At 46.7% G+C, this 14,430-nt stretch carries 15 protein-coding genes; 7 read left to right on the top strand and 8 right to left on the bottom strand.

The annotated features are described in order from the left end of the window. Positions 1-242 precede the first annotated feature (242 nt). Positions 243-989: a TorF family putative porin gene (locus AYJ58_RS03365; protein ID WP_106648956.1), complete on the top strand. Its 747-nt coding sequence runs from the start codon at positions 243-245 to the stop codon at positions 987-989. A gap of 133 nt (positions 990-1,122) precedes the next feature. Here AYJ58_RS03365 and AYJ58_RS03360 read toward each other — a convergent pair whose 3' ends face one another. Further along, positions 1,123-1,812 carry a DNA-3-methyladenine glycosylase I gene (locus tag AYJ58_RS03360; protein WP_106648954.1) on the bottom strand — a complete coding sequence of 230 codons (690 nt, stop codon included), beginning with the start codon at positions 1,810-1,812 and terminating at the stop codon, positions 1,123-1,125. 207 nt (positions 1,813-2,019) lie between these two features. On the opposite strand from AYJ58_RS03360, the gene AYJ58_RS03355 reads away from it, so the two are divergent. Continuing rightward, complete coding sequence (locus AYJ58_RS03355) at positions 2,020-2,667, top strand: glutathione S-transferase family protein (RefSeq protein ID WP_106648952.1); 648 nt, start codon at positions 2,020-2,022, stop codon at positions 2,665-2,667. A gap of 24 nt (positions 2,668-2,691) precedes the next feature. Here the strand turns inward: AYJ58_RS03355 and AYJ58_RS03350 are convergent, their stop codons facing one another. Beyond that, positions 2,692-3,222 carry a thioesterase family protein gene (locus AYJ58_RS03350; protein WP_106648950.1) on the bottom strand — a complete coding sequence of 177 codons (531 nt, stop codon included), beginning with the start codon at positions 3,220-3,222 and terminating at the stop codon, positions 2,692-2,694. 184 nt (positions 3,223-3,406) lie between these two features. Then, positions 3,407-5,446: an oligopeptidase A gene (gene prlC / locus AYJ58_RS03345; protein ID WP_106648949.1), complete on the bottom strand. Its 2,040-nt coding sequence runs from the start codon at positions 5,444-5,446 to the stop codon at positions 3,407-3,409. Between the two features lie 324 nt (positions 5,447-5,770). Here prlC and AYJ58_RS03340 point away from each other — a divergent pair, with 324 nt between their 5' ends. The 3 genes from AYJ58_RS03340 to gorA all read left to right on the top strand — a co-directional run bounded on the left by AYJ58_RS03340 (position 5,771) and on the right by gorA (position 8,759). Continuing rightward, positions 5,771-6,553, top strand: a complete 783-nt coding sequence (locus tag AYJ58_RS03340) for a hypothetical protein (protein WP_106648947.1) — start codon at positions 5,771-5,773, stop codon at positions 6,551-6,553. A 139-nt stretch (positions 6,554-6,692) separates the two neighbouring features. Next, entirely contained in the window at positions 6,693-7,235 is a 543-nt protein-coding gene (locus tag AYJ58_RS03335) for a hypothetical protein (RefSeq protein WP_106648945.1), read from the top strand. Between the two features lie 168 nt (positions 7,236-7,403). Further along, positions 7,404-8,759: a glutathione-disulfide reductase gene (gene gorA / locus AYJ58_RS03330; RefSeq protein ID WP_106648943.1), complete on the top strand. Its 1,356-nt coding sequence runs from the start codon at positions 7,404-7,406 to the stop codon at positions 8,757-8,759. A gap of 273 nt (positions 8,760-9,032) precedes the next feature. On the opposite strand, the gene AYJ58_RS03325 is transcribed toward gorA, so the two are convergent. The 5 genes from AYJ58_RS03325 to AYJ58_RS03305 all read right to left on the bottom strand — a co-directional run bounded on the left by AYJ58_RS03325 (position 9,033) and on the right by AYJ58_RS03305 (position 13,288). Next, entirely contained in the window at positions 9,033-10,040 is a 1,008-nt protein-coding gene (locus AYJ58_RS03325) for an NADP-dependent oxidoreductase (RefSeq protein WP_106648941.1), read from the bottom strand. Positions 10,041-10,050: 10 nt separating this feature from the next. After that, positions 10,051-10,449, bottom strand: a complete 399-nt coding sequence (locus AYJ58_RS03320) for a hypothetical protein (RefSeq protein WP_106648939.1) — start codon at positions 10,447-10,449, stop codon at positions 10,051-10,053. Between the two features lie 5 nt (positions 10,450-10,454). Next, a complete protein-coding gene (locus tag AYJ58_RS03315) occupies positions 10,455-11,273 on the bottom strand; it encodes an oxidoreductase (RefSeq protein WP_106648937.1) in 819 nt (272 codons plus the stop codon). A 67-nt stretch (positions 11,274-11,340) separates the two neighbouring features. Continuing rightward, a complete protein-coding gene (locus tag AYJ58_RS03310; RefSeq protein ID WP_106648935.1) occupies positions 11,341-12,126 on the bottom strand; it encodes an SDR family NAD(P)-dependent oxidoreductase in 786 nt (261 codons plus the stop codon). A 70-nt stretch (positions 12,127-12,196) separates the two neighbouring features. Next, on the bottom strand, positions 12,197-13,288 hold the full coding sequence (locus tag AYJ58_RS03305; protein WP_106648933.1) for an alkene reductase: 1,092 nt from the start codon (positions 13,286-13,288) through the stop codon (positions 12,197-12,199). A gap of 130 nt (positions 13,289-13,418) precedes the next feature. Between AYJ58_RS03305 and AYJ58_RS03300 the strand changes: the two genes are divergently transcribed. Both AYJ58_RS03300 and AYJ58_RS03295 read left to right on the top strand, forming a co-directional pair. Then, a complete protein-coding gene (locus AYJ58_RS03300; protein ID WP_106648931.1) occupies positions 13,419-13,988 on the top strand; it encodes a TetR/AcrR family transcriptional regulator in 570 nt (189 codons plus the stop codon). A gap of 235 nt (positions 13,989-14,223) precedes the next feature. Beyond that, positions 14,224-14,424, top strand: coding sequence for a DUF1656 domain-containing protein (locus AYJ58_RS03295; protein WP_006079439.1), 201 nt, complete (start codon positions 14,224-14,226; stop codon positions 14,422-14,424). Positions 14,425-14,430 lie beyond the last annotated feature (6 nt).

Raw genomic sequence — 14,430 nt, 5'->3', positions numbered from 1 at the left:
GCGGAGCAAACCCGAAATCCAGTTTAATACCCCATTAAATGAAACTCAGACTCCCACAAATAACACTTCTTTAATGGCGAATATTGCTTACAAAGCTAAAAACTCCTCGCTTTAAAACGCATTTGTTCATATTCATTCACATATTTTCGTGATTGGTTCATTCCAAGCATCACGGCTATTCACAACTTATTTTTACGATAATGGTGCGCTAACAACTCCCAATATTTTGAAATAATTTTGAGATGATGATTATGAAGACTCGCACTACATTTTTGCTTAGCGGGGCGTTACTTTCCCTTGCTATGACTGTCCAAGCGGCCGATGACAACCAGCTCTTAGGCGGTACGATTAATGCCAATGTTAACTTTGCCTCCGATTATGTATTCCGCGGTGAATCTGAAACCTTAGATGGTGATATCCCCGTAGTGCAAGGCACCTTAAGTTGGAATCATAATGAAGGTTGGTATGCGGGGGTATTTAGCTCCAACATCAAGTTTGCCGATCCTAATTTAGAGATAGTTACCGCGCCTTTTATCGGCAAAGCCGGTGAATTTGGCGACTCAGGATTTACCTATGATGTAATGCTATTTTCATACCTCTACCCGGGTGCATCCTATTCAAATTACACAGAACTCTGGCTCAAAGTCGGCAAACAGTTTGGCCGTGCCAACCTGCAATTAGAAGTCACGCCCACAGTCGATGACTGGTTTGGAGTCGATGGCTGGCACGGCGTGAACTACGCCTTACATCCAAGCTATAACTTCGATAATGGCGTGAAAATCTCAGGCTCTGTCGGTTATCAAGACTTGAGCGGTGAAGGTGCTGAAGGTTGGGGGCACTGGAACTTAGGTCTAAGCAAAATGTTCTACGGGCTTAATTTTGATGTCCGTTACCACGGCAGCACAGTCGATACCGACCATAAAGTCTATGGTACTCAGACTGAAATCTTCGATGACAGATTTGTGGTTGGCATCAGCAAAAGTTTTTAAGTTTAGTTAGTCGCGTTACCCGCTCATCCGCTGCTTCCCTGCGGCACTCCAGTGGCTTGATAAATAGAGCCTTGACCAGCCCCCGCGGCTGGTCTTTTTTATGTTGCGCTTACAAGTGCTAAATCTAAATATCCTAAATTCGATTATCCCCTACACTACAGGCCAAAATACGGCTGATGTCGGCCAAACAACGCCCTGATTCCTGTTGCCACTGATTAAATACTGCTTGTACTTGTTTAAGCGCTGTCTGTGACGTAAAACCCGCATCGATCAATTTGTGCGCTTTAAAATAGCCTTGCACATCATCGGTTAACAAAAAGGTATCTTTACCAATACCGCGCAGAAAATAAGGACCTGTGTTGCCGCCCAATCGAGTACCACGTTTCTTCAACAGTGCCCATAAACCGATAATATCCTGCGTCGGCCAAGCGGCGATCAGCTGCGCCAAGCTGCCATGTTCGCGAGCAATATCGTGGATCATTAAAGCATTATCATAAATGGCTTGAGTCTTTTTCAGATGGCGGATCAGCGTCGCATCACTCGCCCGCGCTTGAATTTGCTCTGGGGATAACATCAAGACTTTATGCGGTTCAAACCCAAAGAATGACTTCTCATATTCAGGCCATTTATTAACAACTACCCGCCACACAAAGCCACTTTGAAACACCTGACGACTCATCGCAGACAATAATTCAGCATCCCGATACTGGCGAATTTCATCATCGGACAGGCAACCAAATAATAAGGCTTCGAGCCCCGCAGGGCCGCCTTTGCGCTCACTGGCTCTGGCATAAATAGATGAAAAACGCTCTAACTGGCTCATATTATTACCTTTAAAATAATTAAATCCCGACACTTTTGAAATGTCGTTAATAATACCGATTTTTATCCTTGATGGATCATTTGGCTGTGCCGCGAAAAATTGGCTTTGCCCCTACATTTTTTAGAAAAACTCCTACAGCAAGCGCTTCAATTGCGACTAAAGTTAAGGCGTAAAGTCAGTAAAATACAGGGTTTGGAGTGAGTGCCTATGGAGCTTTTTTATCATCCCTTATCACGCTATTCGCAAAAGGTGTTGATCGCACTTTATGAAAAGCAGGCCAATTTCTATCCCAGAATCATAGATCTGCGCGACCCTTTTTCACGCAAGGAATTTCACCAAACCTATCCACAGGCAAGAGTTCCGCTACTCAAAACCCAGGATGATCAGTTGATCCCCGAGTCCAGCATTATTATCGAATACCTAGATAGGCATTTTAATAACAGTACCCAGTTGCTCCCCCAAGAACCGCAACGCAATTTACAGGTGCGTTTGTTCGATCGCATCATAGACAACGATATTAACAACCCTTTATTTCAATTAGAAAAATTAAAGCACATCGAGGACAGCAACGAGTTCGAAATCAAACAATTAGAGAAACAACTACTGGCCCAGTTTCAACGCTTAGACACCCAGCTCACGCAACACCATTGGGTCTGTGGCGACAGTTTTACCTTAGCCGACTGCGCCCTAATCCCTTGTTTGAGCTATAGCTTTCAACACTTAAATCTATTGGATTTAGATGAAGTCGTGCGTTATTGGCAGCAGGCACAATTGCGCGGCGCTTGGATGTTAGTACAAGAAGAGGTGTTGCTGGCTGAAATGGAGGAAACGACGGGAATAAGAGGCATACCTTAGCGGGTAAGTCATGCCTCAACACAGTCACATATTGCGTTCTTTCTTCAACTGCAAAAATGCTTTCCACTTCACGACTTCTGGCGGTAATTCAGGTGCGGCATCGGAATAACCCGCCTCTTTCACTAACACATCGAGCGGCACTTGCTTACCTTTGCACACAAATACACCGCGCACATGGACGATACAATGTAGGCCTCGTTCGCTCACAAAGCGTTGTTCAATATAGAAATACTTCTCATCCCAGCCAACAACTTTGGTTTCAATCTCAAAGGTTTTTAGCGGCTTGATATCGCGAATATAGGTAAATTCGGCAGCGTTAACTATCGGCATCCACTTCAACTTTAAGAAACGCTTCAGTAGACCCATCTCGGCCAACATATAGGTTCGCGCCAGATCCATAAACGCAGGATAGCGAGAATTAGTCAGATGGAAATTGATGTCGCAATCGCTCGGTAAAGCACGATAGGTGATACGGCTTGTGCCTAGAAAATCGATCTTACGACAATGGCGCGTGCGCCAGAATAACAACCAAAACAAACGAAAATACAGATTCATAACCAGTCGCCCTTGGAATAAGAGCCACAGGCTAACAGAGGTCATACCACAGGGCAAGCGGGATCTATGTCACAAAAAAGGCGTCAGATGACGCCTTTTTATCGATTAACAAAACTAAATGCTCAGAGAAAATCAGCCCGTTATAATGGGCTGATTTATCAAGGCGAACAATTGCTTATCTAGCTTATGCAGCAATACCTGAATGTCTTAACAGGGCATCGATATTAGGCTCGCGTCCCATAAACTGCTTGAACAAGTCCATAGGTTCGGCTGAGCCACCCATTTCGAGGATATTGTGCAGGAAACGACGACCCGTTTCAGGGTTGAAAATCCCTTCCTCTTCGAAGCGGGAAAACGCATCCGCCGACAGCACTTCTGCCCATTTATAGCTGTAATAACCTGCGGCATAACCGCCCGCAAAAATGTGGGCAAAACCATGTTGGAAACGGTTAAAGTCTGGCGGCGTTAATACGGCGACCTGACGACGCACTTCGTCTAAGGTTTCTTGAATGCGTGCGCCTTTAGCGGGGTCGTATTCGTGGTGCATTCTAAAATCGAATAGCGAGAACTCAAGTTGGCGCAGCATCATCATGCCAGATTGGAAGTTCTTCGCCGCCAGCATCTTATCTAACAAGGCTTTAGGTAATGGTTCACCTGTTTCGAAGTGACCTGAAATTTCGGCTAAGGCTTCTTCCTGCCAGCACCAATTTTCCATAAATTGGCTTGGTAACTCGACCGCATCCCAAGGCACACCATTGATACCTGACACGCCTGCAACATCGATTTTGGTCAGCATGTGGTGGATACCATGGCCAAATTCGTGGAACAGGGTTGTCACTTCATCATGGGTAAACAGCGCAGGTTTGCCATCGACTGGACCATTAAAGTTACAGGTCAAATAGGCCACTGGCTTTTGTAATCCATTGGCGGTTTGACGGCGCACGCGGCAGTCATCCATCCAAGCACCACCACGTTTACCTGTGCGGGCATATAAGTCGAGGTAAAAACTGCCTCTGTGTTCGCCGGTTTCGTCGAAAATATCGAAGAAACGCACGTCTTTATGCCAACGATCAAGGTCTTTTTGCTCAACTATTTTAAGGCCGAACAAACGCGAGACTGTGTAGAACAAACCCGAGAGCACTTTATCTTCGGGGAAGTATGGACGCAGGATTTCCTGTGAAATCTCATACTTATGCTGCTGCAACTTCTCGGCATAGAAACTTAAGTCCCAAGATGCCATTTCAGTCACACCGTATTGTGCCTCAGCAAACGCTCTCAGCTCGGCCACTTCTGCCTTAGCTTGATCCTTTGAGCGCAGCGCTAACTCATTTAAAAATGCCATCACCTGCGCCGGCGTTTCAGCCATTTTCGTCGCTAGGGATTTGTCGGCAAAACTGTCAAAACCGAGTAACAATGCCAGTTCGTGGCGCAGCGCTAGGATTTCGTCCATCAGCGGGCTGTTATCAAACTCGCCAGCATTTGGGCCTTGATCCGAGGCGCGCGTAACAAAGGCGCGGTAACACTCTTCGCGAAGGCTACGGTTTTCACTATAAGTCATGACAGGTAAATAAGAAGGAAAATCCAAGGTAAATAACCAACCTTCTAGCTCACGTGCCTCGGCCATCGCCTTAGCGGCGGCTTTGGCAGACTCTGGCAGGCCCGCAAGCTCAGCTTCATCTGTGATCAACTTAGTCCAAGCTTGGGTCGCATCCAGTAATTGATTCGAAAAGCCACTGGTGAGTTCAGAAAGACGTTTGACCATTTCGCCATAACGCACTTTTTGCGCATCATCTAAGCCAATACCCGATAGTTCAAAATCGCGCAGGCTGTGCTCTATCACCCTCTGCTGTGCTTGGCTCAATTGAGCAAATTCATCCGATGCACGCAGGGCCTTATAGGCTTGATATAAACCTTGATGTTGGCCAACGTAAGTACCGTATTCCGATAAAAGAGGTAAACAAGCATCGTGGGCGGCACGCCACTCATCTGTGCTGGTCACTGAATTCATATGGGAAACCGGCGACCAAATTTGGCTTAGTTCATCGTCAACCTGTTCTAATGGCGCGACCAAGTTGTCCCAAGTGTAAGGACCTTGATTCTGCAGCACTTCATCAATCTTAGTGCGGCACTGAGCAATGGCATGCTCAACGGCGACTTGAATATGTTCCGGTTTAATCTGTGAAAAAAGCGGTAATTTTGCGCCGCTAAGCAAAGGGTTGCTCATTCTAACTCCTCAATAATCTGTATAGGGTGTACGCCCGAGCCACTTCAAGATGCGAGATGCAGGATCTTGAGGTTATTTGAGTATAAATAAGGGCTAATGTGCTATTTATCAAGGCAAGAAAACCAATTGTCCCCTTCGAATATCGCTATCTAGCTCGATTTCCTCTAAAAAAAAGTGAACTGGTTCGCATTTAAGATTTACACTTAATTTACTTAAGTATTGTTGTTGGTTCGATCGCAAATCGAATCAATTCGCATTAATGTTTAAGTGCGTTCAAGGTACTATTCGCGTAACTCACGCACTGCTACCTAAATCAGCAAAAATATGGCAACACATTCTGTTAAATTCATGGCTGGTATCCTCTGCGCTCTTGGTATCAATGGTATTAGTGGCAGTGCACTCGCTAATGAAAGTATCGAAAGCATTTCAAACACAGTATTACCCAGCCAATCTAGTGAAGCCTTAGCTGTGACACTAGATTTAGGGTGGGACAGTCAATACATCTCACAGGGTCGCAATAACTTGCAAGATGGCGGTATCTATTGGCTGAATACAGCAGTGCAATTCGGCAACCTTACTACCTACGCCTTAGTCGGCCGTGGTGATAGCCAAGCCTATACAGAGTGGAATATCGGCCTCGAATATGGGTTCAATATCGCCGAGAACCTAGAAGCAAATCTGGGATATCAGCGCATTGAAGGCTACAGCAATAGCCGTTGCCAAGATAACGAGCTATTTGCCGAACTCGCTTACACCGCAGAAGCTTGGCTAATACCATCGATGAGTTACGTCTATTCAACCGAAGCTGCGGGTTACTTTGTTGAAGTGAGTTTGCACAGTTATTGGAATGTCACAGAGCAACTCAGCCTCACACCATACATCACTCAAGGCTTTGATTTTAAATACCGAACAGAAGAACATGATGGTCGCAATAACCTACAGTTTGGCCTAGAAGCCAATTATCAGTTGTCATCCTACATGAATGTTAGCGGCCACATTAGCCACAGCATTGCCCAGGGTGATATTGAGCAAGAAGCGACGGCAAATGGCGATATAAGCTCGCAAGATGAAACCTATGCCGGCATCCACTTTGCGATGACGTTTTAACACCTTATTTCTCGCGCCGTAATGCAACCCTGCTCAATCAATTTATCCGCTACATTTGGCAAAATAACGCTCGCTAACTACACTCAAAAAGTCGACGGAACGACTCACCATTCATATCGATTTTGCCGAGGAACAAGGAATGTTAGCCCAGCACTGCTACCTTATTCGCACCACAGTTATTGCCTTGCTTCTGCTTTTTACCCCAATAATGAGCTCGGCTGACACACGGCAACGGCTTGAGCCTGAACCGAGTCTAGAATCCTTATCCCAATCGACACAAACCGCGCCTTTGCCCTTAGGTACCTTGCTCGATAGTGAGGGCAAGCCGATTACTGTGCCTAACCAAGTGCAAAGCAGTTTCGAGTATGCAGCTCCCACTCTCACGCCGTCCAAAGCCACTAAATCAACGAAAGACACGCAATCGACCAAAGCCACTAAGAGTAAAAAACTCACCCGCAAGCAACAACTTGCCAGCCGTGAACACGTAGCCAATGACCCCAACTGCCGCTGGCTCGATAAACGTATGGATCAGTTAGAAGCACAACTCGGCGGCAAACAAGATAATGCTGCAGCCCATCAAGCCGACGAACTCAGCGCCCGCCAAAAGGAATGGCAATGTTTGAAATGTGGTGCAGAAGGCCCTGCTCAAAACGATCACTCCAAGTGCCAATATCGCCGCTAGATAACCGCACGATGCTCAGTTAGGCTCAGTGTAAAGCTCGGGATCTTTTTCAGTCAAAGTACGGTCTTATACGTTAGTCATGCAATGGGCTGGTCTGTTATCGCAAACACCCCTACAATGACCTTCTGCTGTAAAGCATCTCATCCTTGAAGTAAGACGGAGAAACTCATGGCTCAACATTTTGACTATATCTGCCTAGGCGCAGGCAGCGGCGGTATCGCCTCAGCAAACCGAGCGGCAATGCGTGGTGCTAAGGTTCTACTCATCGAAGCCAAACACGTAGGTGGCACCTGTGTAAACGTAGGTTGTGTGCCGAAAAAAGTCATGTGGTATGGCGCCCATGTTGCCGAAGCGATAAACCTTTACGCCAAAGATTATGGTTTCGACGTCACTGTTAATAAATTCGATTGGAATACCTTGGTCGAAAACCGCGAAGCCTACATTGGCCGCATTCACGATGCCTATGGCCGTGGTTTTGCCAATAACAAAGTAACGCTGTTAAATGGCTATGGCCGTTTTGTCGATGGCAACACCATCGAAGTGGACGGCGAACATTACACCGCCGATCACATCCTTATCGCCACTGGCGGCGCACCGACTATTCCGAACATTCCTGGCGCGCAATACGGTATCGACTCCGATGGTTTCTTCGCACTACGCGAGCAACCAAAGCGCGTAGCCGTTGTAGGTGCGGGCTATATCGCCGTTGAAGTCGCTGGCGTGTTACATGCTCTAGGCAGTGAAACTCACTTATTAGTGCGTAAACATGCACCGCTGCGTAACTTTGACCCCATCTTAGTTGATGCACTCGTCGATGCCATGGCAACCGAAGGCCCAACATTGCACACCCATAGCGTGCCAAAAGCCGTGGTCAAAAATGCCGATGACAGCCTGACATTAAACTTAGAAAACGGTGAAAGCATTACAGTCGATTGCTTGATTTGGGCGATTGGCCGTTCTCCTGCAACGGGCAATATCGGCTTAGAAAACACCGTAGTGCAATTAGATAACAAGGGCTATGTCATCACTGACGAACAGCAAAATACCACTCACAAAGGGATTTACTGTGTCGGCGACATTATGGCGGGCGGCGTAGAGCTCACTCCTGTTGCGGTTAAAGCGGGCCGTTTGTTATCCGAGCGTTTATTTAACGGTATGACAGATGCCAAAATGGATTACAACCTGATCCCAACCGTTGTATTCAGCCATCCACCAATCGGCACTATGGGCTTAACCGAACCAGAAGCCAGAACTCAATACGGCGACGATAACGTCAAAGTATATACCTCGACGTTTACCTCAATGTATACCGCCGTCACGGCCCATCGCCAAGCCTGTAAGATGAAGTTAGTCTGCGCAGGCAAGGACGAAAAAGTCGTCGGTATTCATGGTATTGGTTTTGGTATGGACGAAATCCTTCAAGGTTTCGGCGTCGCCATGAAAATGGGTGCAACTAAGGCCGATTTCGATGCGGTCGTTGCTATCCACCCAACGGGCGCGGAAGAATTTGTCACTATGCGTTAGTGTAGGAAACCCACCCACACAGGTTCGTACTGTAGAAAAACTGAGAGGCCAGAGCACCGTTCTCTGGTCTTTTTTTAATCATCGATACATTGCCTTTTCTAAAAAATTTATGACCCACTCCTTCTTACAGAGCCTGCTAACAGCAGCATTAAACTTGCTCTTGCCGACTATATTTTAGTAATAATACAAAGTGAGCACTATTGCAGGTTCGGATCATCATGTAGCTCTTCGTAAATGTGGCTATATGCAGCTCATTAGTAAATATTGATAGCTTTACTCATGTATTTTGACAACAACTTTTCCTTTGGCATGTCCTTCGGCGAGGTAAGCCAGCGCTTGTTTTGCCTGTTCGAATGGAAAGACTTTGTCGATAACAGGTTTGATCGTTTCTGCTTCAAGGAGTTTGCTGATTTCGCTAAGTTGGCTGCCATCGGGACGTACAAAAAGGAAAGAGTAGTCAACACCTTTCTTTTTCGATAAACGGTTGATTTTCAGGCTCATCAACCCAAATACAAAGGCTAATATCCCATTCAGTTTGCGTGCCCGCGCAAAAGCCGCGTCTAACGGGCCAACAAGAGAGATGATTTTGCTTCCTGGTTTGAGGATGTTGATGGATTTTTCTATGGTGTCGCCTCTTGTGGTGCCTAACACGGCATCATAGTTGCGTAGCACAGCTTCAAACGCTTGTTTTTTATAGTCCACAACCGTGTCTGCGCCAAGACTACGTACCAAATCGATATTTTTTGTACTGGTCGTTGTAGCAACCGAAGCGCCAAGGTGTTTTGCTAGCTGAATCGCAAACGTCCCTATGCCACCTGAGCCCGCGGGGATAAAGACTTTCTGACCCGCTTTGAGGTTGGCCCTTTCCTTGAGTGCTTGCCAAGCAGTTAGGCCGACCATTGGGATTGAGGCGGCTTGCACGAAATCAAGATTAGCCGGTTTCAGCGCGGCCGCACTTTCTGGCACCACAGCAAATTCAGCAAGCGAGCCAATGCCTAGATCAAAGATGCTGGCAAAAATAGCATCGCCAGGCTTGAATCGGGTGACTTGGCTGCCAACTTCAGTGACAACGCCCGCTAAGTCGCTGCCGAGTGTTGCTGGCAACTTAAAATGCAGAATAGGTTTAAAAGTCCCTGTTGGGATCATATTGTCGATAGGGTTTATGCCCGCAGCATAGATCTGAACGAGCATTTCGTTGGGTTTAATTGTCGGTTTAGGGACATCGCTAAACTCAATAACGGGTGATGATTTATGGTATTTCTTGAGGGTGAGCGCTTTCATTAGTGTGTTCTCAACTTATTGCTAACGTGATGTTTTTTTTAATCGATGTTCGCCAAACATACAAAAAAGCCAATCCTAAAATCGCCTCTATCAACGCTGCTATCAGGATTTTGTTATTCACCTGACCGACTGAAAACTCATAAACAGCGAGTAATATTAGTACAGTACAAGTTGTTATTATTCCTTTGATGAGTGCCATTCTGGTCGCAGAATGCTCAGCATTTCTAGCCATGAAAAACATGGCGGCGAACCCTAGATAAAATGCTGCACCACGGCGACTAACAACGCCTGTGCCATCGCTATATTGCACTCCCCATTGCGTTAGCATTTGCTCGGGACATAACATCCAGCCGAGGGCTAAGACTAGAAACAACAAGGAAGTGAGTATTGCCACATGTCGAAAACTCACTGGTTTTATCCTTTCTCATCAATCCGTAAGCTTTTACGTATGCCTTTATCCAATACTGAGGCTGGGGCAAATCTGCGTAAAAATTTAAGCTGGCTAGCAGCCTTTCCTGCGGTATAACGTAATTGAGGCTTAGTTGCCTGAGCCGCTTTTACTACCACATCCGCGACAACTTCAGGTGTGTCGCCACCTTCCATCGCCTCTTCTACAACTTTAGTCAGCTTAGCGCGGATCTTGTCGTATTCTGGAAGCATAGAATCGGGTTGGACATTGTTTGCTTCGAATTTGGTTTTAGTAAACGCCGGTTCGATCAATGACACCCTAATGCCGCGGGTACGCAATTCATGATCTAACGCCTCAGAGTAGCCCTCAACAGCATGCTTGCTGGCGGCATAAAGCGCCACATAGGGCATAGGCACTACCCCTATAATTGAACTGATGTTAATGATCCGGCCAGCTCCTTGACGGCGCATATAGGGCACGATTGCACGCGTCATACGGACAATACCGAAGAAGTTTGTGTCAAGAATACTCTTGGCTTGTTCTATTGAACTTTCTTCTGCGCCTGCGGGGGCAACGCCAAAACCCGCATTATTAACTAAAAGGTCAATGCGCCCCTCAAGGCGAAGCAGTTCGGTAACGGCAGCGTCGACAGATTGATCATTAGTCACATCAAGCGCCAGCATTGGAAAGCGAGCGTCACTCGAGGTTGCCCCACGTCGGCTGGTGCCGTAAACGCGGTAGCCAGCTGCTGCAAGTTTGATGGCCGTGGCCTCGCCAATGCCGGATGAGGCGCCCGTCACCAGTGCCACAAGTTTATTCGTCATTTTTTAAATCCTTAAACAAGGCTTGATTGTCAGTGCCTTAGCAAGGCACTGAATTAAGGTTCGAACGTTATTTAGCTGTTTTATAACGCGCTGCTGCTTGTGACATCTCGATGTCGGACAGCAATCCTTGTCGCGCCTTTTCTAAATCATCCCAACGTGTCTCTTTATGCAATGGCGGAATGGTGACCAGTTCCTTGCGATCGAAACCAACCAGTGCCGCATCGACGAGTTCATTGACTTCCATCATAGGTGAGGAGTTACTGATATCGATTCCTGCGCGTTCCCAGATTTCGGTATAAGTGCCTGCTGGCAGAAGCGCTTGTACGTAAATGCCTTTAGATGACAATTCTTGGTGCATGCCTTGAGATAAGAACAAGACGAACGCTTTGCTGGCACCGTAGACAGACATTTGGTATTCAGGTGCTAGGCCAACAACCGAAGACACATTGACGATAGCGCCTTTGCCTTGTTGGACTAAACGTGGCGTTACCGCATTGGCAAGTCTGGTTAGCGCAGTGATGTTAAGTGCGATCAGTTTTTCAATTAAGTCGGGAGTTTGTTCAACAAAGCTACCTGATTGCGCGATACCCGCGTTGTTAATCAGAGTGTCGATACGCGCATCGTCTTGCAGACGTTTTTCAACGATAGCAAGGTCGCTTGATTTGGTGAGATCAGCGGGCAGCACATCGACATTTACGCGATACTCTTGGCGCAAGCGGGTTGCCAGAGCCTTAAGTTTTGCACCATCACGGGCAACGATGACGAGATCGTGGCCACGACGAGCAAAGCGATCCGCATAGATAGCGCCAATACCGGTAGAAGCGCCTGTGATAAGGACTGTAGAAGTGGTCATTATGTTTTACTCTCAAAAATAGTTCGTTAAAAGGTCGCGAATTACCTTATGTATTTCGCGAGTTAATGTTTTAGGCGTTAGCATCGGCCAGCGTTGGATAATCGGTATAACCTTTAGCGCTGCCGCCATAGAGTGTTGTGCCATCAAGCGCGTTTAACGCGGCGCCTGTTTTCAATCTTTCAACGAGATCAGGGTTTGAAATGAATAGGCGACCAAGGGCAAACAAATCTGCTTTGCCTTCTGCTAACTGAGCAGACGCCAGCTCAGTGTTATAGCCATTGTTGCCCATGTAAGTATTTTTGAAGCGTTGGCGGAGTGAGCCGTAATCAAAGGGGGCTATATCACGCGGACCTCCGGTTGCACCTTCGACAACATGTAGATACGCAATGCCAAGTTCGTTCAACTTATCCGCTACGTAGTCGTATTGTTCCTGTGGATTGCTGATGGAAATGGCATTAGCGGGTGAAACAGGAGAAATACGCACACCCGTGCGCTCAGCGCCAATTTCTTTACTTACCGCATCAGTGACTTCCAACAGCAGGCGAGCACGGTTTTCAACAGACCCACCATAGGCGTCGGTGCGCTGATTAGCCCCATCTTTTAGAAATTGCTCCAACAGATACCCATTCGCGCCGTGAACTTCCACGCCATCAAAGCCCGCTTTTATTGCATTGGCAGCCGCTTGGCGGAAATCTTCAATGATCACTGGGATCTCATCGAGTGCTAATGCGCGAGGTTCAGAAGTATCTGCAAAGCCATTATTCACAAATACTTTGGTTTCAGCTCGGATCGCCGACGGCGCAACTGGCGCAGCACCATCGGGTTGTAAGTCAACGTGGGAGATGCGCCCGACGTGCCAGAGTTGGACAAAGATTTTTCCACCTTTGGCATGTACTGCGTCGGTCACTTTACGCCAGCCATTGATTTGCGCCTGAGTGTAGAGTCCAGGTGTGTCTTGGTAGCCTTGTGCTTGAGGAGATATCTGTGTCGCTTCGGTAATAATCAGACCCGCTGATGCGCGCTGAGCGTAATAAGTGGCTGCAAGTTCACTCGGCACTAAGCCTGCACCCGCACGGTTACGCGTCAGTGGTGCCATAACAAAGCGATTAGCAAGAGTAAGCGAGCCAAGCTGGTAGGGTTGAAATAGAGCTTTATCTGTCATTTTGCGTTTTCCGTTTTATTACTGGAGAATGGCGTTATGATGACGATCATAATCTAAGATGTCAATACTTTGATTATGACCATAATCTAAGTATACTAAGCCATGTTTTATGCGAGGAGACGTAATAGAGATGAAAGTGACAAAAGCACAGGCTCAAGAAAACCGTGAGCACATTGTTAAAACCGCTTCTGTGTTGTTTCGTGAGCGTGGCTATGACGGTGTGGGGATCGCTGAGTTAATGTCTACAGCAGGATTTACGCATGGGGGGTTTTATAAACATTTTAAGTCTAAAGCGGACTTGATGGCAGAAGCTGCGGCCTACAGTTTTACCCAATCAAACGCACAAATGGCTGATTTTGACATTATCTCTTTTGTGCAAAAATACCTATCCCGTGAGCATCGTGATACCTCAGGTAACGGCTGCACCATGGCCGCGCTATGTGCTGATGCGGGGCGTCAATCTGAGCAACTCAAAGAAACATTTTCGAGTGGGATTGAAAATCAACTAGCCAGTTTGTCAAATGGAGAAGAGATCACTACGGAGGAGCGAAAGGCTAGATTGAACGCCATTGCTCATGCCGTTGGTGCGCTTGTTTTATCTCGATCTTGCCCAGATGATTCACTTCTTGCTGAAGAGATTCTGGATGTGTGTCGTGAAGAAATACTGGCGAAACTAACCACAAAAAATAGCAGGCGTTGAGTGATATAAAATGCTTTATCGAACTAAAAAACACCAAGCTTAAAGACAATGAAATAGCGATTTTCGCTTTGATTTCATCATATTTAGGGCCAGCTAATGCTGGCCCTAATTGATCACAGATAGCATAAAATCATTAACTCTCACGCGACTTTCCTATAATCTCGACTGAGTACTTTGCATTTTAAACACATAGCGCGGTTATCGCTGCGCCACTGTAATCGGGATGAATAGCGTAATGCTTAAAGAACTCGCGTTCGATGGTTTGTTATTTAGTCCATTAATTATCTTTATTCCCTTAGCTTTTCTGCTTTCCTGCATCACTCGCTTGGTGCTCTATCAAACTGGGCTCTATCACAAGCTGTGGCGCGAAGCTTGGTTCGAAGTTGGGCTGTTTATCTGCTATCTGGCGTTGGTCATTTACTTGCTTGGGAGTTGATTGTTC

The sequence above is a fragment of the Shewanella sp. Pdp11 genome (assembly GCF_002838165.1).
GTDB lineage: Bacteria > Pseudomonadota > Gammaproteobacteria > Enterobacterales > Shewanellaceae > Shewanella > Shewanella hafniensis.
Note: the sequence above shows the minus strand (reverse complement) of the source record. Positions and strands in the feature narration are given on the sequence as shown.

What these genes read in the sequence shown, in the direction of transcription:
- AYJ58_RS03295 (WP_006079439.1), top strand. Translation starts at nt 14,224, where the DNA reads ATGCTTAAAGAACTCGCGTTCGATGGTTTGTTATTTAGTCCATTAATT.
- AYJ58_RS03340 (WP_106648947.1), top strand. Translation starts at nt 5,771, where the DNA reads ATGGCAACACATTCTGTTAAATTCATGGCTGGTATCCTCTGCGCTCTT.
- AYJ58_RS03355 (WP_106648952.1), top strand. Translation starts at nt 2,020, where the DNA reads ATGGAGCTTTTTTATCATCCCTTATCACGCTATTCGCAAAAGGTGTTG.
- AYJ58_RS03315 (WP_106648937.1), bottom strand. Translation starts at nt 11,273, where the DNA reads ATGACGAATAAACTTGTGGCACTGGTGACGGGCGCCTCATCCGGCATT.
- prlC (WP_106648949.1), bottom strand. Translation starts at nt 5,446, where the DNA reads ATGAGCAACCCTTTGCTTAGCGGCGCAAAATTACCGCTTTTTTCACAG.
- AYJ58_RS03365 (WP_106648956.1), top strand. Translation starts at nt 243, where the DNA reads ATGATGATTATGAAGACTCGCACTACATTTTTGCTTAGCGGGGCGTTA.
- AYJ58_RS03305 (WP_106648933.1), bottom strand. Translation starts at nt 13,288, where the DNA reads ATGACAGATAAAGCTCTATTTCAACCCTACCAGCTTGGCTCGCTTACT.
- AYJ58_RS03300 (WP_106648931.1), top strand. Translation starts at nt 13,419, where the DNA reads ATGAAAGTGACAAAAGCACAGGCTCAAGAAAACCGTGAGCACATTGTT.
- AYJ58_RS03360 (WP_106648954.1), bottom strand. Translation starts at nt 1,812, where the DNA reads ATGAGCCAGTTAGAGCGTTTTTCATCTATTTATGCCAGAGCCAGTGAG.
- AYJ58_RS03310 (WP_106648935.1), bottom strand. Translation starts at nt 12,126, where the DNA reads ATGACCACTTCTACAGTCCTTATCACAGGCGCTTCTACCGGTATTGGC.
- AYJ58_RS03335 (WP_106648945.1), top strand. Translation starts at nt 6,693, where the DNA reads ATGTTAGCCCAGCACTGCTACCTTATTCGCACCACAGTTATTGCCTTG.
- AYJ58_RS03350 (WP_106648950.1), bottom strand. Translation starts at nt 3,222, where the DNA reads ATGAATCTGTATTTTCGTTTGTTTTGGTTGTTATTCTGGCGCACGCGC.
- gorA (WP_106648943.1), top strand. Translation starts at nt 7,404, where the DNA reads ATGGCTCAACATTTTGACTATATCTGCCTAGGCGCAGGCAGCGGCGGT.
- AYJ58_RS03325 (WP_106648941.1), bottom strand. Translation starts at nt 10,040, where the DNA reads ATGAAAGCGCTCACCCTCAAGAAATACCATAAATCATCACCCGTTATT.